The sequence below is a fragment of the Treponema pedis genome (genome assembly GCF_017161325.1).
GTDB classification, from domain to species: domain Bacteria; phylum Spirochaetota; class Spirochaetia; order Treponematales; family Treponemataceae; genus Treponema_B; species Treponema_B pedis.
Genome location: NZ_CP045670.1, coordinates 1,685,629 through 1,711,690 on the forward strand (window position 1 = coordinate 1,685,629; position 26,062 = coordinate 1,711,690).

Consider the following 26,062-nt stretch of genomic DNA (forward strand, 5'->3'; position numbering starts at 1 on the left):
GGATACGGATTAAAATCTTATGACTTTTCCTGTCTTTTAAGACCCTTTGCCGCAATATCGGTTCTATACTGTGCATTTTTAAAATGAATCGATTTTACTTTTTTATACGCCTTATCGATGGCTTTTTGTAAACCGTTTCGTATATCTTCATCATGTGCGGTAATACATAAAACTCTTCCGCCGTGTGTAAAAAGCTCTCCGTTTTTTATAACCGTTCCTGCATGAATGACATTTACGTCTTTTTCATTCTTTAATTCGTCTTTATTAAGTTTTTCATCGGAAGAAGAGTTTATAGGATAGCCGCCGCTTGCCATAACAATTGTAACGGCAAAGCCGCTCTTCCATTTAGGTAATGCTTCGTTAAGTCTGCCTTCGGCACAAGCAAGCATGGTTTCGGCTAAATCACCGTCGAAAAGCTGCATTAAAACTTGGGTTTCAGGGTCTCCGAAACGGCAATTATATTCTAAAACACGTATACCTTTTTTTGTAAGCATAAGCCCTGCATATAAAACACCGATATACGGTGTTCCGTTTTGAGCCATTTTTTTTATAACCGGCAAAATTGTTTTTTCGGCATATTCTTCCGCTTTTTCCGTATTGCAAACGGGAGCCGGTGAATATGCTCCCATTCCTCCCGTATTAGGTCCCTTATCCCCGTCCTTTAATCTTTTGTGGTCTTGAGAGGACGGCATTACTGCAATATTTTTTCCGTCCGAAAAAGCTAAAATCGAAACCTCTTCACCTTGAAGCCTTTCTTCTATAACAACCTTATTTCCGGAAGAGCCGAAGCGGTTTTCCCGCATTATGGCGTTCAGCTCCGTAAAGGCTTCTTCTTTTGTTTCGGGTAAAATTACACCCTTACCTGCGGCAAGTCCGTCCGCCTTAATGACAAAATCGTAATCCAAGGTCTTTATATATTCTTTTGCTTTTTTAAAGTCGGTAAAGGTTTTATATTCGGCCGTCGGAATATTTAAGTTCATCATAATTTGTTTGGAATAATCTTTTGAGCCTTCAAGCAAAGCGCAGGCTTTTGAAGGGCCGAAAAACGCAATATGTTTACCGCATTCTTTACTTTTTTTCAAAACCGAATCTGCAAAACCCATACAAAGCGGAACTTCAGGGCCTGCAACTATTAAATCTATTGAATTTGTAAAGGCGAACTCAGTAAGTCTCTCTATTTCTTCCGCCTTAATCGGTACGTTTTCTCCCAATAAGGCCGTGCCTCCGTTTCCTGGAGCTATAAAAAGTTTTTCGCAGGAAGGCGATTCTCTAAGTTTTATCGCAATCGCATGTTCTCTTCCTCCCGAACCTACAAGCAGGATATTCATTTTCTTCTCCTAAACTGATTTTAAACAGTTTATTCTATAGAATTATATCAAAACCTGACGGATAGGGCAAGAGTGTTGATTTTTTCCCGTAATACTGATAAAATAACTTTGCTATTCAAAGAAGGAGATGCTTATGAATATAGCAATTATTTACGGCGGCAAATCGAGCGAGCATGAAGTTTCACTTATTTCCGCCGCTTCAATAGTAAGAACGATTGATAAAAAACATAACCTTTATTTAATCGGAATTACGAAAAAAGGTGAATGGTTTTTTCACGGAAATGAAGAGAGAGAGCGTATTTTAAAAAATCCTAAAGCGGTTTTAAAAATAAAAAAAGATGAATCAAAACGGGTTTCAATAATTCCCGGGGGCGGAACGAAAAAGGGCATTAAGGCGGGGAGCGTTTTTTTACAAACAGATGCGGTTTTTGCAGTTTTGCACGGACGTTTCGGAGAAGACGGAACTATCCAAGGTCTGTTTGAAATGGCCGATATTCCCTATGTAGGCGGAGATGTTATGTCTACAAGTATTGCAATGGATAAAGAAAAAACTAAAATGATTTGGGATTATTCAGGTCTTCCCGTCGTTCCGTATATTGCAATAAAAAAACGGGAATGGGACAATTTTGAAATAAGGAATGTTATTTTAAATAAGGCTGAAAAGGATTTTGATTATCCGCTTTTTGTAAAACCGTGCAGGGCTGGAAGTTCCGTCGGAGCGGGCCTTGTACATAAACGTGAAGAGCTTATTGCACAGGCTGAAGAAGCCTTTTTATGGGATAATAAAATTTTAATTGAAAGCTGTATTGAAGCCAGAGAAGTGGAATGTTCCGTTACGGGAAATACTGAAACGACGGCTTATATCCCCGGTGAAATAATTCCGTCTCATAAATTTTATGATTACGATGCAAAGTATACGGACCCGGACGGTGCGGAATTAAAAATCCCCGCCGATATAGATGAAAACACCCGCAAAACAATCAGGGAGCTTGCAATAAAGGCTTATCAGGCCTTGGATTTATCCGGGCTTTCCCGTGTGGATTTTTTTATAGATAAGAGGAACAATAAAATTTATTTAAACGAAGTAAACACGATTCCGGGCTTTACTTCAATTTCGATGTTCCCGAAAATGTGCGCCGCTTCAGGTTTACCTTATGAAAAACTTATAATGTATTTAATTGATTTGGCAATAGAGCGGTTTAAAAGTGACCGTAAGTTAAAAACTTCACACAATAATTGATTTTTTAATCTTGAATTTTATGGCTGTATTAAATTTTAAAGGCAACGGAGAAAAATTACGCTGTTATATCTCGGTTAATTTATTTTTTCTTTTTTTATGTGCGGTTTCGACTTTGATAATACGTATTTTGCCTAAAAATATTTATGCAGCCGTAATATTTAAAATAACCGTCTTTACGTTTTTTCAATTATTCGAGTTTGTTCTTTGCTCGGCATTTTATAATGAAACTAAAAATCTTTATGGCCTGCTGAAAACTTTTTTTAAAAAGTTTTTTTTTAAAACATTGATATTTTCACAAATTAAACTTATTGTTTTTACTTGTTTGTTATTTTTATTGCGCATATTTTTACAAAAAGAGAGCATAACGGGAAATATTTTTGCTTTAATTATTTTAACGCTTTTCTTTTTTTTATTTTTTTCCTGCTTTTGGTTTTTTGCGGAAGCCCAAATTAAAGATAAAACTTTTTTTTGTAATTTAAAAAATTCTTTTTATTTATTTTTTAATAATCCTTTTTTTACATTTAGAGTTTTTTTTGTAAATCTGTTTTATGCAATTATTTCAGGACTTCTTTTTTTTATTTTCCCGGGCATTGCAGGTATGTGTTTTAATTATTGTAAATCTTATAAAAAAATAAAAGGAGCATAATATTTATGGAAAAAGTTTTTTATTCTTTACGAGTTCTTGACAGGCGTGCGGAAAAAGAATTTAAGGCGGGTAACGGAATTTTAATGGAAAATGCGGCGCGCGGTTCCGCCGAAAAATTAAAATCTCTTTTTTTACAAAATGAAAGATTAAATAAAGGTAAAAAGATTTTACAAATTGTCTGCGGGTCAGGCGACAACGGAGGAGACGGCTTGGCTCTGGCAAGAATGTGTGCGGATTTTTTTAATGTAATTGCGGTGTGCATAAAAGAACCCAAATCCGAATTATGCCGTCTTCAAAAAGAAAGACTTGAAGCCTTAGGCATAACCGTAAAAAAAACAATTGAAACGAAGTGCGATATTTTATTTGACGCATTTTTAGGAACGGGATTAAAAGGGGTTTTAAATAACGAAGATAAAAAAATTATCGAAAGGCTGAATAAATTAAACTGCATAAAAATTGCCTGCGATATTCCGAGCGGTCTTAATGCGGAAGGGATAGCTTCACCCGTTGCCGTAAACTGCGATTATACTTTTTCTATGGGAGCTTTAAAAACCGCTTTTTTTTCGGATTTTGCAAAAGACGTAACGGGTAAAATTGAAGTTATAGACTTGGGTATTCCCCGCTCAAAATACGAAACGGAAACGGAAGTCTTTTTGCTTAATAAAAGTGATATGATTTTACCTGTCCGTAAAAGGCAAAACACTCATAAACGAAGTTTCGGTCATGCGGCGGTTATCTTGGGAGAAAAACCCGGTGCTTGTATTTTGGCGGCTTCGGCGGCTTTAAAATTCGGGGCGGGACTTTTAACCGTTTCAGGCGGTTTTAAGGACGGCTGTCCGTCGGTTTCCTCATTTAAAAAACTTCAAGGCTTACCTGCCGATTTTATGTATAGTGAAAATTTTAACTGTAAAGAATTCAGCGCCGTTGCGATAGGCTGCGGTTTAGGTAAAAGCGAAAATAAAAATACTTGCGGCTTTTCCGTTTTGTTGGATAAAAAAACTCAAAAAATGCCCCTTGTATTGGACGCAGATATTTTTTATTATGAAAAGCTGAAAGATGTTTTACCTAATTTAAAGAAGGCTGTATTAACCCCTCATCCGAAAGAATTTTCTTTTTTACTTAAAATATGCGGTTTCGGAAATTATAGCGTAAATGAAATTCAGCAAAACCGTTTTAAACTTTTAAATGAATTTTGTAAACGGTATCCTGATCTTACGGTTTTGCTTAAGGGTGCAAATGTCCTAATCGGTTCAAACGGTAAAATTTTTATCAATTCTTTGGGGTCATCTTCGCTTTCAAAGGCCGGTACCGGCGACGTCCTTGCAGGAATTATTACCGCCTTGCTTGCACAAGGGTATAGCCCGGAAGAAGCGGCAATAAGCGGGAGCCTTGCACATACTCTTGCAGGCGGATATTCAAAAAGCAGTTACGGCTTAACTGCAAGCGGCTTGATTGCCGGTTTGGAAAAACTGGAATCTTTTTTTTAAAAAGCGGTCAATCCTCTTTATTTTAAATTTGCTTCGTATAGGTTTTTCTTTTTTAATTCTTCTATAATTATCTTTACAATTTTTTCAGGCGTATTTTTTTCTGTATCTATTATTAAATCGGCAAAACCGTAATCCGTATTATCGATATTATAAAGGCTCTTATACCTTCTTGTATCGTCCTTATCGCGCAGTTCTGTAATTCTTTTTACTTCGTTTATATCTCCGCCTTCCCGGTTGTGAATTCTGTTTACACGTACGTCAAATGAGGCGGTTAAATAAATTTTTAAATCCGCATCTTTTAAAAGCCAAATTGCCAAACGGGAACCTAAAACGCATGAAGATTTTGAGGCAAGTTCGACTTGTTTTGTGTCTACCGTTTTATCAAAACTGAAATCGGTTTTCGCCTTTTCTAAAAGTTCCGTAAACGGGATATTTAATTCCGCGGCAACATTTTTAAAAGTATAATTTATACAAGGTAAATTCAATTTTTGTGCAAGCAAGTTTGAAACGGTTGTATTTCCGCAGCCCGAAGACCCGGATATTGCAATTCTAAGCTGTTTTTTCATTTTCACTTCCTGTTTATTCTACATTGCGGCTTTGTTCGCGTATGTTTTCCAATGCGTCTTTTACTTCAATAATTGATTGAGACATTTCAAGCATTTGATTTTTTGAGCCTATCGTGTTTATTTCTCTGTTTATTTCCTGACAAATAAAATCAAGTTTTTTACCTATAGGGCATTTTTGTTTTAGCTCGTTGCTTAATGTATTACAGTGAGCTTCAAGTCTTACAATTTCTTCATTGATTGTATATTTAACAAGCATCACCGCAACTTCCTGCATTATGCGCTGTTCGTTTATTTCATTTCCTATAAGCTCTTTAAATCTGTCTTTTATGGTTTGACAAAATAATTCTTCCATTTGCGGAGCATATTTTTTTATGATTTTTATTGCGGAAAGAATTCTTTCCATATTTGCCGTAATGTCTTTTTTTAAAATTTCACCTTCCGCAATTTTTGTAAGTTCGTAATTTTGAAAAGTTTCTTCAAAAACCGGAAGAAGAAGCTCTTCCCATGAATGTAAATCTATGTTCCGCTCAACGGTTAAAACTCCTTCTTTTTCGGAAAAAGCATTTATATCAATTTCGGAAGAAATACAGGCCGCTTCGGCAATTTCCCGTAAAGCCTTTGCATAAGCTTTTGCAATAGATGTATTTGTAATTATGTTTATATCCAGATTTAAGTCTTTAACCCGTAAACAAACTTCTACCTTACCGCGTGCAATTCTGGAAGAAAAAAAACTTTTAAAAACAGGTTCCAATCCTGAAAGCCAAAAGGGCAGATTTAAATTTAATTCCAAATATCTTGAATTATAACTTTTAATTTCCAAACTTACCGAAGCATCTTTTATATGCTTTTCGGTTAGGGCATAACCGGTCATACTTTTCATAAGTTATTTTCCTTTTTTAAAATTTCTTTACTTAAAATATAATTTTCTCCCGCTCCTATTGTTATAAATAAATCTCCGTTGCGCAATTTTCCGAGCAAAAAATCTTTTGCGTCCAAAACTTCATTAAAGAAAAAAACGTTTTTATGATGTTTTTTCGTTTTATTAAAAAGAAGTTCCGCATCAACTTGTCCCGAATATTTTTCCCGTGCTGAAGAAAATATTTTATGTAAAATAACAATATCCGCATCGGTAAAGCATGAGGCAAACTCATCTATCAGGGCTTCGGTACGTGAATAAGTATGAGCCATAAAATCTGCAATTATTCTTCTGTCCGGATAAAATTCTTTTAAACCCTTTAATAAGGTTTTTATAGCTGTAGGGTGATGAGCATAATCGTCATAAACCAAAATATCTTTATTTTTTGCTTTACCTATAAATTCGGTACGGCGGCTCGCTCCTCGATAAGAAGAAACCGCCTTCCTTATTGCGGACATATCCGCAATTTTCAGCTCTCCGTGTTCTTCTTTTAGTAAAGAAATTGCAAGAGCAATTGCCGCAGCCGCATTAAGCACGTTATGTTTACCCGGTATTTGTAAAGAAAACTCGCCCGCAAAACCTGCAAGCGAAAAAGAAAGTTTTTCGTTTTTTACTCCGTGTACCGTAATTTTATAATCTCCGATTGCTTTTTCTCCGTACGGAATATAAGATAAATCGGGGCGGGAAGCGAACATAAGTTTTGCAGCTTCGCAGGCTCCTTCATCATCGGCACAATAAAATAATTCTCCGAATTGAGGCAGTTTATCCGCATATTGTAAAAAAGCCGTTAAGATGGATTCATAAGTAGGATAATAATCCTGATGGTCGGGTTCTACACTTGTTAAAATTATTTTACGCGGGTGAAAATTTAAAAAATGACGCTTATATTCACAAGTTTCGGCAACAAAATATTTTGAACCGTTTAGCATTGTACAGGAATTATTAAAATTTGCAATTACACTTCCCGCTAAAACCGACACGGGCAGTTTAAGTTCTTTTAAAATTGTTCCGGTCATTCCCGTAGTAGTGGTTTTCCCGTGGACGCCTGAAATCCCGGCGGAAAACGAATACTTCGATAAGGCTCCCAAGGCTTCGGGATAGGACAGCGCTGGAACATTTTTTTGCTGAACTGCATACATTTCCTCATTATTGTCGGGGGAGTAAGCTGCTGAAAAAATTATAAGCTGAGCATCTTGCGGGATATTTTCCTCATTAAACGGAGAAAAAATTTTTATATTCAATTTTTTTAAAGATTTTGCCGTATAAAAATCTTCGGGCACGTCGCTTCCTGAAACCTCTGCACCGCGGGAAACTAAAATTTCCGCAAGGGCTGCCATTCCCGTCCCCTTAATACCTATCATATAAATTTTAAACCCGTTTAAATTTTCAGGTAGAATAATTTTACTCATCTGAGTATAATATGCGATATTTTTAATTTTAGCAATAGGTGCTAATCGGGAGAAAAATGATAACTACTGACGAATTTACGGTTTGGCTTGAAGGTTTTATCGATTACGGCAGAAATGCAAATAAGAGTATCGACAATCTTAAAAAGATGGAAAAATTTGCAAGGTACTTCGGTAATCCGCAAAAAGAATTTAAGGCAATTCATATTGCAGGTTCTAAGGGAAAGGGCTCTGTTTCGATAATGATTGCTTCCATACTGGCGGAAGCGGCTGTTTTTGCAGGGCTTTATACTTCGCCTCATGTAATGGATTTTCGTGAGCGTATTTCCAATTCGGGTATTTTTTTCCAAGATAAAGAATATTCCGATGCTTACGAAAAAATTATTGCAGGCTTTAATGAAATAATAAAAAAAGAACCCCTGATAGACCCGGGCTGGTTTGAAATTGTTACAATGACCGCATTTTTACTTTTCGCTTTGCAAAAAACCGAATGGGCCGTAATTGAAACGGGTTTGGGCGGAAGACTGGATATGACTAATATTTTAAATCCTGAAATTTCAGTGTTAACCCCTATTGAACTTGAGCATTGTAATTATCTCGGAAACACAATCGAAGAAATCGCCTTTGAAAAAGCGGGGATTATAAAACATAAAACTCCGGTTTTTTGCTCCCGGCAGGAAGATGAGGCTTTAAAGGTTTTTAAAAAGAAGGCCTTTGAAACGGACTCCCCTTTTTTTTATTTGCCTGAAATAATTAAAACTCCGATAGCATTTTCGGTATCGGAGAAAAGTTTAAAAATTAATATTGAATTTAACAATGAAAATAAAATAGGGAAACTTTTTTCCCGTACCATAAATACGGAGTTAAAATTACTTGATGAGGTACAGGCTGAAAATGCGGCTCTTGCAGCATGTACCGTAAAATATCTTTTTCCTCAAATAAAAGAGGACATTATCGAGCGGGGATTATCCAAGGCGTGGCTTCCGGCACGTTTTGAAATTCTTTCAAAAATTCCTCCCGTTATAATTGACGGTGCTCATACAAAAAACAGCATTGCTCTTTGTATAAAAACTTATTCAAAATTAAAATTGATAGATAAACAAGGTGTTTTAATTTTTGCCTGTGCCGAAGATAAAGATGTAAAAAGCATGGCGGAAATTTTTAAAGATAAATTTAAAAAAATTATAATTACAATTCCGGGCGAATCCAAAAAAAGCAATATCGAAAAAACTTTTGCCGAATTTAAAGATATTTTTCAAAATAACGTTCAAAAAACGGTAATTGAAAAAAATGCGGATTATAAAAGCGTTATTAAAAATACCGTTGCTGAATGCCGTTTAAAAAATCTTCCCCTTTTGATTACGGGGTCGTTTTATTTGGCGGCGGAAGCAAAAACGATATATAATCATTTACACGATTAGCTTTAGGAAAGGAAGCGGAAGATTTTAATTTAGGAAAACAAATACCTGCCGCATAAAGCTGTAAGGGATATTCATGGTTTTCCGCTTCCTTTTCACCGCAATTATAATTTGAATTGTAAAGGGCGTCTCCGCAAATAGGTAAACCGCAATAAGATAAATGAGAGCGTACTTGATGGCGGAATCCTTGAGTAAGAGTACAGGTTATAAAAAATTTTCCGTTAAATTTTTTTGTAACGGAAGTTATTGTTGTAGTATACATTTTTCCTTTATCTTTAAACCGCCTGCTTTTTTCAAATACGGGAATAACTTTTTTACGCCTTGGACCGAATGGTGAAAATTGACTTGTAATTTTATAAGGAAGTTTTAAATTATCTATAAAATTTTTATCGCAATTTTTTTCAATATCGGAAAAAGTAAAATAAGTTTTTGTAATCAGGTTTTGTAGTTGCAATGTATTTAATTCATCGTATGTATCTTGAGTTTTTGCAAATAAAACCGAGCCGCAAGTTGCGGTATCGAGGCGGTGAATAAGCCCCGCTTCAATTTGTTTTTTGCCGATTATCTTTGCTCCTTCAGGATAATGATTTAAAAAAAAATTTACCAATGTGTTTTTATCTTCTTTTTTAATAGGTGCTGTAGGAACCCCTCGAGGCTTATATAAAACCGCAAGTTCGTTATTTTCAAAAAGTATTTTTATTTTATTTCCGTAAAAAAAATCTTTTTCCATAATTTTACTCGTTAAAAAAAAATTGCATTGCTTTTTTAAAATAGTACGGAAGAGGTGCTTTAAATTCTTTTTTTGAATTATTTAAGTTAAGAACCAATTTATAAGAGTGAAGAAATAATTTATCGCCGAAATCGGCCGTGTTTTTCTTACCGTATATTTTATCTCCCAATACGGGACAGCCTAAAAATTTTGAATGAAGTCTGATTTGATGCGTGCGGCCGGTAAAAATTCTAAATACTGCAAGAGAATACTCTCCGTTTGTTTTTAAAATTTTATATGCCGAAAGAGCGGGTTTACCGCAGGATAAATCAGCCGATGTTTTAAATTTTTTTCTGTCCGCTTTGGAGCGGAAAACGGAAGTTTTAACTTTTCCGGATTTGTTTTTAGGACAGCCTTTAATAATTGCAAGATAATATTTTTTTACAAGCCGTTTTTTAAAGCATTCTTTTAAAAACACTTCCGTTTTAAAATTGCGCGCTGTAATTATTATCCCTGACGTTTTTTTATCAAGCCTGTGCACAATTCCTATACGGTATAAATCTTTTTCGGAAACCGTATCATTGTAATTTATACCGAGAGATTTTTTTTCGCTTAAACGGTTTAATACGGTTTTAAACTCGTCGTTATAAGAAGAGTTAAAGGTGCGGTAGTAATTTAAGGCGTTTACAAGCGTACCTTTCCAATTGCCCCCGGCAGGATGCGTAACCATTCCTTCATTTTTATTTACGGCAATTATATTTTCATCTTCATAAATTATTTTTAGCGGAATATTTTCAGGTTCCGCATACATGGGAACGGGATTTTGCCAGTTAATTTCAATAAGGTCTCCGTTATTTACGGCTCGTGAAAGTTTTGCTTTTTGAGAATTTACCGATAAACTTTTTAATCCGCTTTTTAATTGTGAGCGCGTAAGCTCTGAAATCTTTTCCGCACAATAAATATCCAAACGTACAGGAGCGGAAAGATTTTCAACTTTTATTTTGCGGATAAATGATACGGGCAAAGAGTTATTGTTCTGGCGTTTCATTTTCTTTAGACGTTTTATCTTCGTTTGAAGATTTTTCTTGCGGTTTTTCGTCTTTTTCGTTAGAAGGACTTGCTCCGTCAATAATAGGAATAAGAATAATCGGTTCTTCCGAATTAAGTTTTTCCTCTTTTAATTTTTTCTTTTTTATTTCGCGTTTAATTGCACGGTAAGAAAAATCTATCAGAGCTATACCTACGGAAATTCCCACAGCTGCAAAAAATACTTTTTTTTGTTCATCATCGGTAAGAGGAACGGCAATTTCGGGATTTTTTAACGGCCAAGGTTTGTAAGCCGGGTCTCCTTTATGCTTTACCGAGCGGATAATATCATAGGTCCAAAACGACAGTAAAGAAACAAAGGGCAGGGCGCCGAAAGAAATAATTTCAAACCGGCGTAAATCTTTTTGCCATGTGTTAAATTCTTCTATTCCGTAAGGGTCGGGAGTCCTATCTATTTTTTCGTCTTCCGCATAAACTGGCATAACCGAAAAAAGAGAGACAAAAAAAATTAAACTTGCAATAATTTTATTTTTTTTCATTTTATGTTTTCTTAATACTCGGCTTTTGCAAAGCCTTCCGTCCGCGTTTTTGCTATTATATTCGATAACGATAAAAAATCATAGAGGGAAAGATTTTCCGCCCGCAGATTTTCGTTTAAACCGCAAGTTTTTAAAACCTCTTCGGCAGTACAGGTAAAACCGTTTGATTTAAGCCATGCGCTTAAATTATTTTTTACGGTTTTTCGTCTTGAAGAAAAAAGGGCTTTTACCGTTTTTACAAAAAAAATAAAATCCCTGCCTGCGGGAAATTCTTTTTTCGGAGTAAATAATACCGCCGCTGATTCGACATTGGGTTTAGGCCAAAAGGATGAGGCCGGAATCGTTTTTACTATTTTACATTCATAAAATATGCTGCATAAAACCGAAAGTACCGTATAATTTTTATTACCGGGTTTTGCAATAATTCTTTCGGCCGCTTCTTTTTGAACGGTAATCAGCATAGAATCAAAAATAACTTCTTGTTCTATTATTGATGAAATAAGGTCTAAGGCGATGTTATAAGGAAGATTACCGAAAAAAATTTCAGGTTTACCTTTTTCCTTAATTTCAAGTTTCCATGTTTTCTGTACATCGCCTTCTACAAGTCTGAATTTATTTTGCCCTGTAAAAAAAAATTTTAATAACTTTGAAAAGCCTTTATCTATTTCAAAGGCCGTAAGATTAGCTCCTCTTTGCAAAAGAAGCTCCGTCATCGCTCCCAGTCCGGCTCCGACTTCCCATACTCTCGTTCCTTCTTTAATTTTGAGGAAGGATAGAAGAGCGTTGCGAGTATTTCTGTCCGTTAAAAAATTTTGACCGAATTTTTTTTGCATTCCCAAACCGGAAAAATCCAAAAAACTTTTTAATTCGGACGGAGAATCATAATTAGGCAGCTTCGGTTTACGGCTTTCGCACATAAAGTTAACCGCTATTTACAAAGAAGCGAATAAATTTCCATCGTATCTTTGGAATTTATAACGGCATTCTTTATTTCTTCGTTTCTTAATTTATTGCTGAAATACGAAATAGTCTGCAAATAGTGGGCATGCTGACTGTTTGCCGCGGCAATCATAAATACTATACGGACGGGTTTGCCGTCTATTGCGTCAAAATCCAAAATGTCCTTTTGAGAAACTCCCACCGCCATAACCAAATCGGTAACGGAAGCAAGGCGTACGTGAGGGACCGCAATGCCTCGTCCTATTGCCGTGGACATAATCGCTTCGCGCTTTAAAATCGAATTTAATAAATCTTCCCGGTTCTTTACTTGCGGAGCGGAAGCAAGAACTTCCGACATTTTTACCAATACGTCATTTTTAGCGGAATAATCTAAAAGAACGACCCTATCGGGCGATAAAAAAGCTTCCGGTTTCAACTCCCTGTTTTTCGGAGCCGCTTTTTTTGACGAAGCAAGTCTTTCGTCCACCCAGTTTTCAATTTCGTCCCGTTTAAAACGCCAGACGGTGCCTATCTTTCCTGCCGGTATTTCGCCTTTTTGAGCCCATTCGTAAACCGTACGGTCCGAAACTCTCAAATATTTGGCTACTTCTTCAATGGTTAAAATTTCATCGGTCAAATCAATTTACCTCACAATAACTTGTAGAAGCATTTTGCACTAAATGTAAGAATATGTCAAGATATGGGGAAAAAGATATTTGTGTATAAAAACTTAGTATAAAACTGTAAAAGATACCGACAGTTCTTTTTTTGTATCCGTGAAAAAAAACGGCTTTTTATAATTTTTCAAGCGGTTTTTGAAAAGTTTTATATGAAGCATATAAAAGATTAAAAAGTGTTCCCAGTAAAAGGATAAACGCCCATGTTCTTGCGTGAATAAAAGGATTTTTTATAGGTAAAAACAAATCGGAAAGCACTTGCGATAAATTTGTAAGTAAGTCCCATGAATTCCAACGTAAAAATCTTCCAAGATAAATTCCGAAAGCCGAAAGATAAATAACAAGGGCTGAAACAATTTGAGGATATTTTATTTTAAACAGAATTTTAATTTTTGTTTCCATAAAATCCAAACTTACAAAACCGTAAAAAAGCCCTGCGAAGCTGTAAGAAAAAAGAAGAATTAAATCATACCATCTTACGGTAGGAGAAGCGGTTTTTAAGTGGATAATATCCGTTACGATATAAAGCGCATTAGGAAAAAAAATAAGCCAAATAAACGCCGCTGCGGCAAAGATTATTTTTTTTAAGGATTTGGAAAGATATAAAACGGAGGAAATACACCACGGAATAAATGCTAAAAATAAATTCCAAATTAAAAAAAGCAAAAATTTATTTTCCGCAATGAATATACGGCAAACCGATAAAAATAAACAAAATACGGAAAGGAAAAGTAAAATAAGAGTACTTTTTATTCGGAAAATATTTTTAAAATAATTGTGCATAAAATCCCTTATAAAGTTTAAAGTTCTACATTTAAAAATGCCTGTAAAATCTCCGGTCTTGTAAAGTGCGGACCGGAGATTTAAAATAATTATTTAAGATTTTCGTAAATTTTCTTTAAATTTAACGCCATTCTTTCAAGGTAAGACATATTATCTTCCGCAATTTCAATGGTATATATTTTTTCCACTTTTACGCCCAATTCTTTTGCAAGCGTTTTGGAAATTTCAGGACTTGCAGCTTCTTCGGAAAAAATTACTTTTACCTTATTTTTTTTGCAGTATTCTACAAGTTCGGCAAGCTCTTTTGCATTGGGCTCGCCTTCGGCAAATACGCCCATTACGGCATTTTGCTCCAATTTAAAGTCTCTGCACAAGTATGCGAAAGCGGCATGGCCGGTTACAAAGTGTTTGTTTGTAATAGACTCGAATTTTGCCGTGTAATCTTTTAAAAGCATATCCAATTCCGCAATATATTTATCCGCATTTTCTTTATAAAATTGCGCATTTTCCGGGTCTGCCTTGCTTAAGCCTTTTTCAATATTTTGTACCATGATTTTTGCTGAAGTAAGGCTGAGCCATGCGTGGGGGTCGAATTCTCCGTGGTGATGGTCATGTTCTTCACCTTCCTCATGGCCGTGAACTTTTCCGCAAATAGGACAAACTCCTTCCCCATGGTAATGATGTTCCGCCTTTATAGGGGTAATCCCTTCTACGGCTTCAATTTTTACAAGTTTATCGTTTTTTACGGCATCTAAGGCCTTTTCAAGCCAAAATTCCATATCAAGTCCGTTATAAACAAGTACATCGGCTTTTGACAAAAAAGCAAGGTCTTTTGCCTTGGGCTCAAAGCCGTGAGCCTCCATTCCCGGAGGAATTATAGGCATGATATTAACTTTATCCTTGGCTACCGCTCCGGTAAGTTCTTTGATTGCATCAAAGGTTACCGCAACGTTTTTCTTTCCGTTGTCGGGAACATCTTTAGCACCCATTGCGGTTAAATTTACTGCAAGAAGTGCAAAAATAACGGAAACCGACACTGTTTTTAACATAGATTTCATAAAAACTCCTTAAATCTGATTTAAAGTACGGTAGAATATAATAAGGCATATTTTATTAGTCAAGAGGGTGACGTTTTTTAAAAAACTCGTATAAATCTTATAAAAATTGTTAGATACGGTTATAGTCCTCCTTGTCTATTTAAAAAAAATATGTTATTTTGCTTGCACTAAAAAATACAAGGAAGCGCTTATGATTGCATTGATTGCAGCACGGTCAAAAAATAACGTTATCGGAAAAAACGGCCGTCTTCCGTGGAATATTCCTGAAGACTTAAAGCGGTTTAAAAAATTAACTGACGGGAATACCGTTATTATGGGGAGAAAAACCTTTGAAGATATAGGAGCGCCCCTAGTAAACCGCTTTAATATTGTTTTATCGCGTACAAAAAAAATAAAAACGGAAAACTGCATTACGGCGGAAAATTTCAGCGAAGCTTTGAAAAAAGCCGCAAGCTCCGATGTGTTCATTATAGGAGGCGAAGAGGTGTTCCGCGAAGCCCTCCCGATAGTCGATATAATGTATATTACGGAAATAGATGCGGAATATTCAGGCGATACTTATTTTCCGCAATTCGAGCTTACGGAATTTGAGCGTACGGAAGGACATAAAATAGATACCCCCGTTCCTTATCGCTATGTAACATATATTAAGAAAATAAAAATTTTATAAAATTAAAATATTCGGAGTAATTTATGGAAAACTTGAAGTTTAAATGTAAAAATAAAGAATTATTCGGTAACGGTGAAACGATTTTATGCGGAATTCTTAACGTAACGCCTGATTCTTTTTCGGACGGCGGAAAGTATTTTTCAAAAGAAACGGCTGTAAGCCATGCGAAAAAGCTAATTAAAGACGGGGCGGCTATTTTGGATATAGGCGGGGAATCTACAAGGCCCGGAAGTACTCCCGTTTCGGCGGAAGATGAAATTGCAAGAATAGTACCTGTAATTAAAGCAATTAAAAAAGAATCTGATATTATTATTTCGGTGGATACTTGGAAATCGGAGGTTGCAAGGGCTTCACTTGAAGCGGGTGCGGATATTATTAATGATATAACCGGGTTTGCGGGAGATAAAAAAATGCCCGAGGTGATAGGAGCCTCCGATGCCGGAGTAATTCTTATGTTTAATCCCGTTATTGCCCGTCCCGATAACGAAGGTTCCAAGATTTTTCCCGTATTCGGAAAAAACGAAATATTTACGGCGGAAGACTTGGAAGCATTAAATAAACTGCCTATTGAAAAAATGATGGCTGCATATTTTCAAAAAATACTTACGGTTGCGGAAAATAATCATATTCCCAAAGAAAGGATTATGCTTGACCTGGGAATAGGCTTCGGATTGACAAAACGGGAAAATTTAAAACTGATTTCATGTATAGAAGATATTCATAAAATGGGCTGCTTTTCTTTTTTGGGTGTTTCAAGAAAACGCTTTATAGTAAATATTTTACAGGAAAACGGAGTTGACGCGGATATAAAAAACTCCGGAAGGCTTGGAAAATATAGATTACGGCTCGGCCTTTTTAACCGCCGCAGCTTCTTATATAGGTGTAAACGTTCTTCGCGTTCATAATGTCCGAAAGCATTTACAGGCTAAAATTATCGGAGACGCAATCCGCCTTGCCGATAACAGTGAAGATATTCATTTTAAAGTATACGGAAAAAATTAAAACATAAGAGGCGGAAATGGAAAAAAATGTTTGGATAGCTCTGGGCGGAAATATCGGCGATAGGGAAGGGTATCTTAAAAAAGCCTTGGGGCTTATGGAAAAAAGAGGTATAAAACCGGTTTTAATTTCTTCATTTATAGAAACAAAGGCTTACGGTAAAACCGACCAGGCGGATTTTATTAACGCAGTATGTAAGGCAAAAACAAATTTATCCCCCTTAGAGCTTTTGCATACATTATTGGATATAGAAAAAACTCTTAAAAGAGTGAGGATAATTAAATGGGGCCCTCGCACTATAGATTTGGATATTCTTTTTTATGAAGATGAGGTATTAAAAACCGAAGAGTTAACCGTTCCTCATCCCGAAATGGAAAAACGAAGTTTTGTTTTAAAACCTCTTTCGGAAATAAGTCCCGAAAAACTTCACCCCGTATGTAAAAAAAACGTAAAAACCTTACTGGATAATCTTGAGCTGTCGGAAGAAACTGCTTGGCTTAATGCAAGAATGCAATTGGGCATTAAGCCCGGACTTGAAAATATAAGAGCTTTGTTATCCCGTTTGGGAAATCCTCATAAAGAATATCCCTGTCTTCATATCGCTGGAACAAACGGAAAAGGCTCTCTTTGCGCATATCTTTCATGTGTACTTGAAAATGCCGGTTATAAAACAGGTTTATTTACTTCTCCTGCAATTGAAACCCTTACGGAACAGTTCCGAATTAACCGTAAAAATATACCGGATTCGGAACTTTTATCGGTTTTAAAACACATACATTCCGTTGTTGACGATATGGAAAAGCATAATATGTTTCCGACATATTTTGAAATTATAACTGCAATAGGGTTTGAATATTTTAAACGCCGAAATGCGGATATCGCAGTTATAGAAACCGGAATGGGAGGCCTTTATGATTCTACAAATGTTATAGAAAAACCTCTTGCGTCCTTTATTACAACAATTGATTACGACCATACGGATTATTTGGGAGATACTTTAGAAAAAATAGCGGAACATAAGGCCGGAATTATAAAAAAAGATTCCTATGTTTTTTGCTATCCTAACGGAAGCAATATAACGGATATTTTTAAAAAAGCGGCAAAAAATGCGGGCTCGCAAATTTATGTTTTAAACGAAAGCGAAATAAACTCCTGTTCAGTGAGTTTAACTGAAACGGTCTTTTCTTACGGAAAATTTAAAGATATACATTTATCTATGCGCGGAAAACATCAGGTAAATAATGCCGCTTTGGCAATTTTGGGGCTTACCGTTTTACGGACGGAACAAAAATTGCATTTTACCGATGAACAGTTATACTGCGGTTTAAACGAGGCCTTTCTTACGGCGCGTATTGAAGTGCTTCAAAAAAAGCCCTTATTTATACTTGACGGTTCCCATAACACGGAAGGAATTAAAGCCTTAACCGAAACTCTTTTACACCTTAATTATAAGCGTTTGATTTTGGGTATAGGGATTTTAAAAGACAAAAATTACGGCGATATGCTTAAAATGCTAATACCCGAGGCTTCGGAAATTGTAGTTACGGAAGTTCCGGTTGCAAGGGCCTTAAAAGCGGAAGAATTGTTTAAAGAAGCCTCTTTATTGCACTCAAATGTATATTGTGAAAAAAATATCTTTGCCGCATTGAAAAAAACATTTTCGGCAGCCGAAGAAGAAGACTTGATATTGTGGTGCGGCTCATTATATTTGGCGGGAGAAATAAAAAAAGCATATTATTTTTTACGACAAGAACACGAAAAATAGGGAAACCGTATTCCCAATCGGGATACAATTTGCCGTGTTTCGGAAAAAAATATTTATTTAAAACTAAAGTGCCGTGAGCTTAAACCCGTCAGGTAATTCAAGCTGCAAGTTAAATATTAAAACTTGATTTTTCGGGTAAAACTAATTTCTTCACTTGATTTTTTTCTTTTATTTTTGTATAATACAAAATAACGGATTTATTATTTTATCATTTTTTGCCGATAAATATCTTAGGTTTAAACCGAACGGCTGCAATTAAATATTATTTTTGCTTGCAAGTTTTTATAAAATGAAAAAGTCTTATTGTCTTATAACAGCAGTTTTTGGTGTTCTCTTTTTGGCGGTTGTTGCCTCCGCGGTTTTTAACGGATTACAGTTAAAAGCTCCGGTTGTTTATCATTCGGAAACGGGAATGGGCGGGGGCGACTCGAGGCTTCCTACATTTAGACCGGATGAAGAAATTTCGGAAATTACCGTTCCGCCTTTAGACTATCGGGTTTATTCGGTAAAGCGCGGAGATATGGTAGGTGAAATAGCGGCAAAATACGGAGTAAGTCAAGATTCCATTATAAGCGTAAACAAACTTAAAAATACGCGTTCTCTTCAAATAGGACAGCTTTTAAAAATCCCTTCAATGGACGGAATAGTATATACGGTAAAAAAAGGCGATACGCCTGAAAAACTTGCAGATTCATATAAAATTTCTTTGGAAAAACTTGCCTTGGTTAATAATATTTCGGATAATAACATGCTTAAAGCCGGTGCCGTAGTCTTTTTACCAGATGCAAAATTGGATTGGATTACCTTACAGGAAATTAACGGCGACCTTTTTAAAATACCGATTCACGGAAGATATAGAATTTCTTCCCGTTACGGTTGGAGAAGAGACCCTTTTACGGGACTGCGCAGTTTTCATAACGGTATAGATTTGGCGACATATAAGGGAGCTCCCATTTATGCGGCTCTTGCCGGCACGGTAGTTGCTACCGGATACAGCAATATTTACGGAAATTATGTAATAGTAAGACATCATTCTGGGTACCAAACCCTTTACGGACACCTGAATACGATTTTAACGAAACGCGGTCAATATGTAACCAATCAAACGAGAATAGGTTCCGTAGGTACTACAGGAAGAAGTACCGGGCCGCATCTTCATTTTACGGTTTATAAAAACGGGGCAACAATTAATCCTGCGGCCGTATGGAATTAGTTTTTTAATTACCGTCTTTTAAATCGAATTTTTTAACGAAAAAATCCAAGTTCCTTCCTACAAAAAGAGCCGAAAAAATGCTTACAAACGAAGCGAATACCAGAGCAAAAGGAATTACGAATTTCAGCTGAAAATTTTCGGAAGCCCATCTGCCTATTTCCGTAAAAGGAACCGAACCCAGTCCTATTATCATTGTAATTCCGATTATAACCCATGGAAGAATATGGACATTAGGTGCGCTGCTTTCGGAGCGTAGGCTTACTAAATCGGGAAGCGTTTTATTGATTTTGTCCATGGTTTTTTGCACAAGTTTATCGTCTGAATCGGCGGTATCGGAAAGAGCTCTGGAATACATACAAGCTGCAGTAGTCATAGCACGTACAATGTTTCGGCATCGTTTACATCGTAAAAGATGCACGGTAACCGTAAAAGGTACGGGGTCGTGTTTGTCGAGAGCCATATATCTGTTAAGCGCTTCATTACATGTCATAAGCCAAATTTAATTTAAAAAGGACCGGATATGTATTTTTTTCCTGTGTTCCGCTGATTCCCATATTTTCCAGCTCTATTTTTAATATTTTCTTTGCTCTGAATATATGAGATTTTATCGTATTTATAGGGATTCCTGTAACAGACTCTATGTCCGAATAGGGCATATCGTAAAAAAAGTATAAATCCACACAAATTCTATACTTTTCAGGCAATTCGTTTACCGCTCTTCTAATTGAATTTTTTACACAATGTTGAATGTGGCTTTCTTCAGGTGTAAGCCCCGCGGAGCTTATTTCGAAATCTTCAAATGCGGACACGAATTCTTTTTTCCGGTTTACCGAATTTACGGCGGTATTATATCCTATTCTCATAAGCCATGTGGAAAATGAAGATTCTCCTCGAAATTTAGGCAGGGCCGAAAAGACCTTCATCATTACATCCTGAACAAAATCTTCGGCATCATCATGGTTTTTAAAAAAACTCATTCCAAGCGAATATATGCGCTTTTGGTACTTTGCAACGATTGCTCCGAAAGAATCCTTATTGCCTGAAAGTGCCGATTTGCATAAAAATTTGTCTTCAATTGCGGAAGGAGTTTCTTTTTTTAAAAAATTTTTCAGTTTAATCATAAACTCTGTTTTTCTTCCCGTTTTCGATTTTTGAAAAAACCGCATAGTAAATTAAAAGCCCCGTACCGCAGCTAAGCGGAACAAGCCCTCCCAGTAATATATAGCCTAAACCGTCGATTACGGCAAATAAAACGGTAAGAACGAAACCTATTATAGTTAACAATATGCCTAAAATAAGGCAAAAACTTAAAAGATTAAATTTTATGGGGATATATGTTTTTGTTTGAATTTGGCATATAATCTGCTTGTGCCGCCAAAGAAGATAGAAAAAAATTAAAACCCCTGCCATTATAATACCGACTATGGGTATTATCGAAATAATAATTTGAGCTGCGGGAACAGGATTGTTATTCATAATTATAAACTCCGTTATTCCAAAATTATAAATTCCTTAAAATATATCCGCTGTATTTTCGATAAATTCAATATCGAGTTGACCGCCTCAAGAAGTTCTTTTTTTACCGTTTGTTCAGGCATAGTATAAAGTTCAACCGCATCTTTTTGCGAAAACCAGTTTAATATTACGGTTCTAAGCTGTTCTTTTTTTTGTACAAGTTCTTCCCGAAACTGCGTATCTTCGGTATTATACTCCAAAACGGGAAAAATTACAACAGTTGCGGCTTGCTTTTCCGAAGTAACGGCGCGAAGCCTTCCTAAATCGGTGTAAAGAGACTTATTTCCTCTGATTAAAGAAGGCTCTTTATCTTGCTTTTCGGTTTTTTTTTCTTTTTTTAAAAACGAAAAAAGCGTCCCTGCCGCAATTACCGTAATTAAGATAAAAACTGTTTTTACCAAAACGGAATAAAGAACATATTTTCTTTTTTTTTGCATAATCGGCCGGTATTAAAATATTCTTGCACAGCCTGTAGGCCTTGCTTTGTACAATAACGGTTTAAAACCGAATATTCTTTCGTAATCGTCCAGTTTTTCCGTATAGGTAAGAGCGTCTTTTTCACTTATTATAGTATAAGTGCAGCCGCCGAAACCCTTTCCGGTCATTCTGGCGCATACTACATTTGTGGAAGAAGGCTCTATAAATTCAAGCGAACGTTTTACAATCCAATCCAATTCGGGACAGGAAATTTCAAATCTGTCGCGCAATCCTTCATGCGAGCGGTTTAATATTCTTGAAAGCATAACGTTATCGTTGCGTTTAAGAGAGTCTACCGCGTCATCTACACTAAGCGATTCGCGTATAATATATGTTACGCGCCGCCTTACCGATTCGGGGATATCCAGTTCTTCAAGCATTTTTTCGGTTAATTGAGACATATCCTTAGGCATATCCGGTTGTTTTTTTACAAGTTCATAAGCGTCTATACATTCGTCAAGCCTTGCTCCCAATTCTTCTCTTGCGATGATACGCGGAACCCTTGAATCCGTAAGAATAATTGAATGACCTTCAATAGGAAACGGATAAATTTCCGCAGTTTTTTTTCTGTGGTCCGTTCGTACGCAATGATTCGCCTTTGCAAATAAAGCGCATAGAATATCCGCTCTGTGAGGATATGTGTTTAAGTGTTGAGTGTTCGCATGTTCAAGGATATCTACAAGGTCGTTTTTTGAAAGTTTAGGTGCAAATAGTTTTCGTAAAATCAATGCAACGGCCGTTTTTAAAGCATTGGGAGTGCCTAAGCCCGCATCGGAAGGTATTTCGGAAAGGATTGTAAAGTTTAACCCCGAAATGGGGTAACCTGAATCTATAAAAGCCGCAATTACCGCCTTTACCGAATTGGCCCACCTGTCTTCCTTTTTGTACCTTAAGCCGGAAGAAGAAATCTTTTTCCGCTCATTTAACGAAATGGAAAACAATCTGAAATTGTTATCCGAACGCCTTGAAGCGCACACGTACAAATAATGGTTTATTGCCATAGAAAGTGTATTTCCCTGTGCAAACCATGTATGCTCACCTAATAAATGGAACCTGCCCGGCGCTGCGGCGCAGGCTTCAGGTTCGTCTCCGTACTCGTCAATATGAAAAGTTACTATTTTTTGCATACTTATATAATACTCGTTATCTTGATTTTTTTCAAGAAAAATGTTTAAATAGATTGAAAATTTATGCATTTTTTTTTGTTTTTTTCGGCAATTTTGTGCTCAAGTTTATTATTTTCCCTCGGAATTCCGAATGAATTCTTTAATTTCGGTTCGGCGGCGGCCGGATTTTCCGCATTGGCCTTAGTGTATTATGTTTTTTTAAATTGCGGTTCATATAAAAGGGCTGCAATATTATACGGAATTTTTGCCGCCTGCGTACAGCTTTTTGCAAGCTATTGGCTTGCTTTTTTTGAAGACTTTGCAATTTTTACTTTGGGAGCTTCTACGGCGGCTTACTTTTTTTTAGCGCTGCCGTTCGGTATTTCCTTGCATTATGTACTTAAACAAAATAAAATTACAAGAATGTTCGGGTTTGCCGCAGTTTGGCTTATGTGGGAGTATTTTAAATCAAACGATTTTTTAGCTTACCCCTGGGGGACTTCTCCGATGGTTTGTTTTAATTTAAAACATTTTATTCAATTTGCGGATACTACGGGAGTTTGGGGGCTTTCTTTTGCGGTACCCCTTATTTCGGCTTGCTTCGGAGAATTTATTAACGCATATTCTTTTTCCGTATGTAAAAAACAATTCTTTAAAAATCTTGCTGAATTCCGAAAACCCTTTTTCTTTGTTGCAGGTCTAGTTTTTCTTTTTAACATTTATGGAATTATAGTACTTAATAAGGACATCAGGCCTTTAAAAACTTTAAACACCGTAATAGTTCAGCAAAACGGAGACCCTTGGGATATGTCCAATTTTGAAGAATATCTTAGAACTTCGCAAAATCTTACAAAAGAAGCTGTAAGCAAAGCTCCTAAACAAACGAATTTGGTTATATGGAGTGAAAACTCTCTTGCAATACCGTATTCCGAGGGCTTTTATTATTATGATATGTCTCCCGAAAGCGACCCGTTTTCTTCTTTTTTAAAGAATTTAAATGTTCCGCTTTTTACGGGTTCTCCTTATGAAAATAACGGTAAATCTTATAATTCCGCCTGTTTGATTTCTCCTGACGGAAAAGTTTCCGATATTTATTCTAAAATTCAGCTTGTAGCCTTTGCGGAATATATTCCGTTTATAGATAATCCCCTTGTTGTCAAATTATTTGATAAACTTGTGGGCTTTTCATCGGGCTGGACTCCCGGTTCCGAGTTTAAACTTTTTTCGGTAAAAAATTCTGCGGGTGAAAATATAAAATTTGCGGCACCGATTTGTTTTGAAGACGCTTTTCCGAATGTTTGTGTCGGCTTGCATAATTTAGGAAGCGAGCTTTTGGTTAATATGAGTAATGATTCATGGTCGAAAACCGCGAGCGCCGAATATCAGCATTTTGTAGTTTCTTATTACAGGGCTATAGAACTTAGAACAACTCTTGTCCGCTCTACAAATTCGGGGTTTTCCGCTGTCGTTGACCCTTACGGACGGGTTTTATATACTATGCCTCTTTTTAAAGCTGTTTCAGGTTTTGTTGAAATCCCCATATACGGACATACAAAAACACCCTTTGCAATTTTTAAAGACTGGTTTCCGGCGCTTATTTTTACGATTTTAATGTTGTTAATGGCGGTTCAATGGATTACTTCCGTAAAAAAGAAAGTTTCTGCACCTCTTCCTTCCTCTCATTGGAAAGAACATAAAAAAAACATAAAATTTATACGCAGGTACAAACCTTTATTTTCGGTTAAACGTTATAAACGACAAAATAAATAAAGGCTTTTTCAAACGTTTTTTTAATATTCTTCAATTTTTCTTAAAAAACATATAAAAAAAATTTAAGTTTTTCGCAATATTGCCGATAATAATAATACATACCGAATAAAGACGGTGTGTCTTTTGACATCCGGACACCGTTTTAATATAGTCGGAAAAATTACGTTTTGAATTTATTTCAAGGACGGTAAAGTGCCTGTTAAAGGTTAGAGCCTTTTATACGGGTTTAGAGATTGGCAAAATATTGCCAATCTCTTTTTTTTGCTTTTGCTTTTTAAGCCGGATATTAAAAATAACCGGCTTAAAAAATTTAATTGGTTTCCCGTTTTTTTCGTATTGCAAAAATAAATACCGCTAAACAGATGATTGCAAAAGCTATTCCTATCGGATAAGAAATGTGTGTAGGCAGTCGGAAGCCTTCCGGAGCCATTAAAATATATGTCATTGAAACCGCACTCATAAATACGGCAGGGATTACAGCTATTATGTAAGATTTTTTATTTAAGAATAGGTACATAGCTCCCGCCCACAAAGCTATCATAGCCAGAGTTTGGTTGGACCATGCAAAATAACGCCAAATAATAGTAAAGTTTATTTGAGATAAAAAGCCTCCTATTCCCAAAAGCGGGACTGCAAGAATTAAACGTTTTTTTATATCTTTTTGTTCAATGTTAAGCCAATCGGATAAGGTTAAACGTGCACTTCTGAAAGCCGTATCTCCTGAAGTTATGGGGCATGCAACTACGCCTAAAAAGGCTAAAATACCTCCTATTATGCCTAAAAGTTCAAAGGAAATATTGTGAACTACTCCGGCAGGGCCTCCGAGTTTTCCGAGAGCTTCCGCAAGTCCGCCCGTACCGTTGTAAAATGCTACACCGGCAGCCGCCCAAATAAGAGCTATAATTCCTTCTCCTACCATAGCTCCGTAAAAAACTTTACGGCCGTCAGCTTCCGTTTTGATACATCTTGCCATTAGAGGTGATTGTGTTGCATGGAACCCTGAAATTGCGCCGCAGGCGATTGTAATGAATAAGAGAGGCCATCTCGGAAGGTCTTGCGGGTGTACGTTTGCAAAAGAGAATTCCTGCATTGTCATTTTACCGGAAAATACTCCCCAAAAGATACCTCCGCATATTCCCAATGCCATTATAATTAAAACAATGCCGAATACGGGATAAATCTTTGAAATAATCTTATCTATCGGAAGCATAGTTGCCAAAAAGTAATAGATAAGGATTATAATAAGCCAGAAATTCGAGGTAAGATGTTCGGGGGTGAGTTTTGCCAGTAAGTCCGCAGGTCCTTTCATAAAAACGGTTCCTACCAATACAAGCAGTACTACCGCAAAAATGCGCATAACGAATTTCATTATATTTCCGAGATAAATACCGGAAATTTCGGAAATACTCGTACCGTTATGCCTTTCGGAAATCATACCGCTTAAATAATCGTGTACGCCTCCCGCAAAAATAGTTCCCAAGGCAATCCATAAAAATGCCGAAGGTCCCCATAAGGCTCCCGAAATAGCACCGAATATGGGTCCCAAACCGGCTATGTTTAAAAGCTGAATTAAAAAGACCTTTCCCGTGCTTAAGGGTACATAGTCCACACCGTCTTCTTTACTGATTGCCGGTGTAGGATTTTGGGTAATACCGAATGAGTTTTCGACTATCTTGCCGTAAACAAAATATCCGACGATTAAAATTGTCAGACACAAAACAAATGTAATCATACGCTACTCCTATACTTTGAATTATACGTTCATCTTATAAAAAATGCAAGCCTCTT

Annotated in this window: 25 protein-coding genes; 8 read left to right on the forward strand and 17 right to left on the reverse strand. The window is 36.3% G+C overall.

The genetic code is table 11. The features are described 5' to 3' along the window. Positions 1–17: 17 nt before the first annotated feature. Positions 18–1,328: a phosphoribosylamine--glycine ligase gene (gene purD / locus DYQ05_RS07725; RefSeq protein ID WP_194077440.1), complete on the reverse strand. Its 1,311-nt coding sequence runs from the start codon at positions 1,326–1,328 to the stop codon at positions 18–20. A gap of 133 nt (positions 1,329–1,461) precedes the next feature. On the opposite strand from purD, the gene DYQ05_RS07730 reads away from it, so the two are divergent. After that, a complete protein-coding gene (locus DYQ05_RS07730) occupies positions 1,462–2,568 on the forward strand; it encodes a D-alanine--D-alanine ligase family protein (protein WP_029409896.1) in 1,107 nt (368 codons plus the stop codon). Positions 2,569–3,219: 651 nt separating this feature from the next. Continuing rightward, positions 3,220–4,701: an NAD(P)H-hydrate dehydratase gene (locus DYQ05_RS07735; protein ID WP_206183204.1), complete on the forward strand. Its 1,482-nt coding sequence runs from the start codon at positions 3,220–3,222 to the stop codon at positions 4,699–4,701. Between the two features lie 17 nt (positions 4,702–4,718). Here DYQ05_RS07735 and cmk read toward each other — a convergent pair whose 3' ends face one another. Genes cmk through murC form a run of 3 tightly spaced genes read right to left on the reverse strand, consistent with a single transcriptional unit; the run spans position 4,719 to position 7,592 of the window. Beyond that, positions 4,719–5,267 (reverse strand): (d)CMP kinase, encoded by a 549-nt coding sequence (cmk, locus tag DYQ05_RS07740; RefSeq protein ID WP_029410758.1) that lies wholly within the window; start codon positions 5,265–5,267, stop codon positions 4,719–4,721. Between the two features lie 13 nt (positions 5,268–5,280). Continuing rightward, positions 5,281–6,147 carry a YicC/YloC family endoribonuclease gene (locus DYQ05_RS07745; RefSeq protein ID WP_206183205.1) on the reverse strand — a complete coding sequence of 289 codons (867 nt, stop codon included), beginning with the start codon at positions 6,145–6,147 and terminating at the stop codon, positions 5,281–5,283. Next, positions 6,144–7,592, reverse strand: a complete 1,449-nt coding sequence (murC, locus tag DYQ05_RS07750) for a UDP-N-acetylmuramate--L-alanine ligase (RefSeq protein ID WP_206183206.1) — start codon at positions 7,590–7,592, stop codon at positions 6,144–6,146. The genes DYQ05_RS07745 and murC overlap by 4 nt, the downstream gene beginning before the upstream one ends. A gap of 56 nt (positions 7,593–7,648) precedes the next feature. Between murC and DYQ05_RS07755 the strand changes: the two genes are divergently transcribed. Next, positions 7,649–9,010 (forward strand): bifunctional folylpolyglutamate synthase/dihydrofolate synthase, encoded by a 1,362-nt coding sequence (locus tag DYQ05_RS07755; RefSeq protein WP_252723302.1) that lies wholly within the window; start codon positions 7,649–7,651, stop codon positions 9,008–9,010. On the opposite strand, the gene DYQ05_RS07760 is transcribed toward DYQ05_RS07755, so the two are convergent. The 7 genes from DYQ05_RS07760 to DYQ05_RS07790 all read right to left on the reverse strand — a co-directional run bounded on the left by DYQ05_RS07760 (position 8,949) and on the right by DYQ05_RS07790 (position 14,759). Next, complete coding sequence (locus tag DYQ05_RS07760; protein ID WP_206183207.1) at positions 8,949–9,737, reverse strand: pseudouridine synthase; 789 nt, start codon at positions 9,735–9,737, stop codon at positions 8,949–8,951. The two genes, DYQ05_RS07755 and DYQ05_RS07760, sit on opposite strands and share 62 nt — an antisense overlap. 4 nt (positions 9,738–9,741) lie before the next feature. After that, the gene (locus DYQ05_RS07765; RefSeq protein WP_024467292.1) at positions 9,742–10,764 is read right to left on the reverse strand and encodes an RluA family pseudouridine synthase; all 1,023 of its coding nucleotides are present in this window, start codon (positions 10,762–10,764) and stop codon (positions 9,742–9,744) included. Beyond that, positions 10,745–11,302 carry a DUF8521 domain-containing protein gene (locus tag DYQ05_RS07770; protein ID WP_024467291.1) on the reverse strand — a complete coding sequence of 186 codons (558 nt, stop codon included), beginning with the start codon at positions 11,300–11,302 and terminating at the stop codon, positions 10,745–10,747. The genes DYQ05_RS07765 and DYQ05_RS07770 overlap by 20 nt, the downstream gene beginning before the upstream one ends. Before the next feature lie 11 nt (positions 11,303–11,313). Continuing rightward, positions 11,314–12,219 carry a 16S rRNA (adenine(1518)-N(6)/adenine(1519)-N(6))-dimethyltransferase RsmA gene (rsmA, locus tag DYQ05_RS07775; protein ID WP_206183208.1) on the reverse strand — a complete coding sequence of 302 codons (906 nt, stop codon included), beginning with the start codon at positions 12,217–12,219 and terminating at the stop codon, positions 11,314–11,316. Positions 12,220–12,230: 11 nt separating this feature from the next. Further along, positions 12,231–12,878 (reverse strand): PTS sugar transporter subunit IIA, encoded by a 648-nt coding sequence (locus DYQ05_RS07780; protein ID WP_024470075.1) that lies wholly within the window; start codon positions 12,876–12,878, stop codon positions 12,231–12,233. Between the two features lie 157 nt (positions 12,879–13,035). Continuing rightward, positions 13,036–13,701 (reverse strand): DUF1361 domain-containing protein, encoded by a 666-nt coding sequence (locus DYQ05_RS07785; RefSeq protein ID WP_024467288.1) that lies wholly within the window; start codon positions 13,699–13,701, stop codon positions 13,036–13,038. 89 nt (positions 13,702–13,790) lie between these two features. Further along, complete coding sequence (locus tag DYQ05_RS07790) at positions 13,791–14,759, reverse strand: metal ABC transporter solute-binding protein, Zn/Mn family (RefSeq protein ID WP_206183209.1); 969 nt, start codon at positions 14,757–14,759, stop codon at positions 13,791–13,793. A gap of 190 nt (positions 14,760–14,949) precedes the next feature. Between DYQ05_RS07790 and DYQ05_RS07795 the strand changes: the two genes are divergently transcribed. The 4 genes from DYQ05_RS07795 (at position 14,950) to DYQ05_RS07810 (ending at position 19,406) form a co-directional block, all read left to right on the forward strand. Further along, a complete protein-coding gene (locus tag DYQ05_RS07795; RefSeq protein WP_206183210.1) occupies positions 14,950–15,429 on the forward strand; it encodes a dihydrofolate reductase in 480 nt (159 codons plus the stop codon). A gap of 23 nt (positions 15,430–15,452) precedes the next feature. After that, positions 15,453–16,334, forward strand: a complete 882-nt coding sequence (gene folP, locus DYQ05_RS07800; RefSeq protein WP_206183211.1) for a dihydropteroate synthase — start codon at positions 15,453–15,455, stop codon at positions 16,332–16,334. Positions 16,335–16,447: 113 nt separating this feature from the next. Continuing rightward, positions 16,448–18,193, forward strand: coding sequence for a 2-amino-4-hydroxy-6-hydroxymethyldihydropteridine diphosphokinase (gene folK / locus DYQ05_RS07805; protein WP_206183212.1), 1,746 nt, complete (start codon positions 16,448–16,450; stop codon positions 18,191–18,193). 289 nt (positions 18,194–18,482) lie between these two features. After that, a complete protein-coding gene (locus DYQ05_RS07810) occupies positions 18,483–19,406 on the forward strand; it encodes a M23 family metallopeptidase (RefSeq protein WP_024467283.1) in 924 nt (307 codons plus the stop codon). Between the two features lie 4 nt (positions 19,407–19,410). Here the strand turns inward: DYQ05_RS07810 and DYQ05_RS07815 are convergent, their stop codons facing one another. From DYQ05_RS07815 to DYQ05_RS07835, 5 genes are read right to left on the reverse strand one after another with little or no spacing between them, the layout of a single operon-like run. Then, entirely contained in the window at positions 19,411–19,896 is a 486-nt protein-coding gene (locus DYQ05_RS07815; protein WP_029408936.1) for a hypothetical protein, read from the reverse strand. After that, positions 19,886–20,527 carry an RNA polymerase sigma factor gene (locus DYQ05_RS07820; RefSeq protein WP_020965452.1) on the reverse strand — a complete coding sequence of 214 codons (642 nt, stop codon included), beginning with the start codon at positions 20,525–20,527 and terminating at the stop codon, positions 19,886–19,888. Before DYQ05_RS07820 ends, DYQ05_RS07815 begins: the two co-directional genes overlap by 11 nt. Further along, positions 20,520–20,882 carry a hypothetical protein gene (locus tag DYQ05_RS07825; RefSeq protein ID WP_020965453.1) on the reverse strand — a complete coding sequence of 121 codons (363 nt, stop codon included), beginning with the start codon at positions 20,880–20,882 and terminating at the stop codon, positions 20,520–20,522. Before DYQ05_RS07825 ends, DYQ05_RS07820 begins: the two co-directional genes overlap by 8 nt. A 14-nt stretch (positions 20,883–20,896) precedes the next feature. Beyond that, positions 20,897–21,358: a flagellar basal body-associated FliL family protein gene (locus DYQ05_RS07830; protein ID WP_020965454.1), complete on the reverse strand. Its 462-nt coding sequence runs from the start codon at positions 21,356–21,358 to the stop codon at positions 20,897–20,899. A gap of 12 nt (positions 21,359–21,370) precedes the next feature. Beyond that, positions 21,371–22,525: a galactokinase gene (locus DYQ05_RS07835; protein WP_024467278.1), complete on the reverse strand. Its 1,155-nt coding sequence runs from the start codon at positions 22,523–22,525 to the stop codon at positions 21,371–21,373. Between the two features lie 63 nt (positions 22,526–22,588). On the opposite strand from DYQ05_RS07835, the gene lnt reads away from it, so the two are divergent. After that, positions 22,589–24,274, forward strand: a complete 1,686-nt coding sequence (lnt, locus tag DYQ05_RS07840) for an apolipoprotein N-acyltransferase (protein ID WP_206183213.1) — start codon at positions 22,589–22,591, stop codon at positions 24,272–24,274. 310 nt (positions 24,275–24,584) lie between these two features. Here lnt and DYQ05_RS07845 read toward each other — a convergent pair whose 3' ends face one another. Beyond that, a complete protein-coding gene (locus DYQ05_RS07845) occupies positions 24,585–26,006 on the reverse strand; it encodes a carbon starvation CstA family protein (RefSeq protein ID WP_206183214.1) in 1,422 nt (473 codons plus the stop codon). Positions 26,007–26,062: the final 56 nt, after the last annotated feature.

What these genes read in the sequence shown, in the direction of transcription:
- purD (WP_194077440.1), bottom strand. Translation starts at nt 1,328, where the DNA reads ATGAATATCCTGCTTGTAGGTTCGGGAGGAAGAGAACATGCGATTGCG.
- DYQ05_RS07730 (WP_029409896.1), top strand. Translation starts at nt 1,462, where the DNA reads ATGAATATAGCAATTATTTACGGCGGCAAATCGAGCGAGCATGAAGTT.
- DYQ05_RS07735 (WP_206183204.1), top strand. Translation starts at nt 3,220, where the DNA reads ATGGAAAAAGTTTTTTATTCTTTACGAGTTCTTGACAGGCGTGCGGAA.
- cmk (WP_029410758.1), bottom strand. Translation starts at nt 5,267, where the DNA reads ATGAAAAAACAGCTTAGAATTGCAATATCCGGGTCTTCGGGCTGCGGA.
- DYQ05_RS07745 (WP_206183205.1), bottom strand. Translation starts at nt 6,147, where the DNA reads ATGAAAAGTATGACCGGTTATGCCCTAACCGAAAAGCATATAAAAGAT.
- murC (WP_206183206.1), bottom strand. Translation starts at nt 7,592, where the DNA reads ATGAGTAAAATTATTCTACCTGAAAATTTAAACGGGTTTAAAATTTAT.
- DYQ05_RS07755 (WP_252723302.1), top strand. Translation starts at nt 7,649, where the DNA reads ATGATAACTACTGACGAATTTACGGTTTGGCTTGAAGGTTTTATCGAT.
- DYQ05_RS07760 (WP_206183207.1), bottom strand. Translation starts at nt 9,737, where the DNA reads ATGGAAAAAGATTTTTTTTACGGAAATAAAATAAAAATACTTTTTGAA.
- DYQ05_RS07765 (WP_024467292.1), bottom strand. Translation starts at nt 10,764, where the DNA reads ATGAAACGCCAGAACAATAACTCTTTGCCCGTATCATTTATCCGCAAA.
- DYQ05_RS07770 (WP_024467291.1), bottom strand. Translation starts at nt 11,302, where the DNA reads ATGAAAAAAAATAAAATTATTGCAAGTTTAATTTTTTTTGTCTCTCTT.
- rsmA (WP_206183208.1), bottom strand. Translation starts at nt 12,219, where the DNA reads ATGTGCGAAAGCCGTAAACCGAAGCTGCCTAATTATGATTCTCCGTCC.
- DYQ05_RS07785 (WP_024467288.1), bottom strand. Translation starts at nt 13,701, where the DNA reads ATGCACAATTATTTTAAAAATATTTTCCGAATAAAAAGTACTCTTATT.
- DYQ05_RS07790 (WP_206183209.1), bottom strand. Translation starts at nt 14,759, where the DNA reads ATGAAATCTATGTTAAAAACAGTGTCGGTTTCCGTTATTTTTGCACTT.
- DYQ05_RS07795 (WP_206183210.1), top strand. Translation starts at nt 14,950, where the DNA reads ATGATTGCATTGATTGCAGCACGGTCAAAAAATAACGTTATCGGAAAA.
- folP (WP_206183211.1), top strand. Translation starts at nt 15,453, where the DNA reads ATGGAAAACTTGAAGTTTAAATGTAAAAATAAAGAATTATTCGGTAAC.
- folK (WP_206183212.1), top strand. Translation starts at nt 16,448, where the DNA reads ATGGAAAAAAATGTTTGGATAGCTCTGGGCGGAAATATCGGCGATAGG.
- DYQ05_RS07810 (WP_024467283.1), top strand. Translation starts at nt 18,483, where the DNA reads ATGAAAAAGTCTTATTGTCTTATAACAGCAGTTTTTGGTGTTCTCTTT.
- DYQ05_RS07815 (WP_029408936.1), bottom strand. Translation starts at nt 19,896, where the DNA reads ATGACATGTAATGAAGCGCTTAACAGATATATGGCTCTCGACAAACAC.
- DYQ05_RS07820 (WP_020965452.1), bottom strand. Translation starts at nt 20,527, where the DNA reads ATGATTAAACTGAAAAATTTTTTAAAAAAAGAAACTCCTTCCGCAATT.
- DYQ05_RS07825 (WP_020965453.1), bottom strand. Translation starts at nt 20,882, where the DNA reads ATGAATAACAATCCTGTTCCCGCAGCTCAAATTATTATTTCGATAATA.
- DYQ05_RS07830 (WP_020965454.1), bottom strand. Translation starts at nt 21,358, where the DNA reads ATGCAAAAAAAAAGAAAATATGTTCTTTATTCCGTTTTGGTAAAAACA.
- DYQ05_RS07835 (WP_024467278.1), bottom strand. Translation starts at nt 22,525, where the DNA reads ATGCAAAAAATAGTAACTTTTCATATTGACGAGTACGGAGACGAACCT.
- lnt (WP_206183213.1), top strand. Translation starts at nt 22,589, where the DNA reads ATGCATTTTTTTTTGTTTTTTTCGGCAATTTTGTGCTCAAGTTTATTA.
- DYQ05_RS07845 (WP_206183214.1), bottom strand. Translation starts at nt 26,006, where the DNA reads ATGATTACATTTGTTTTGTGTCTGACAATTTTAATCGTCGGATATTTT.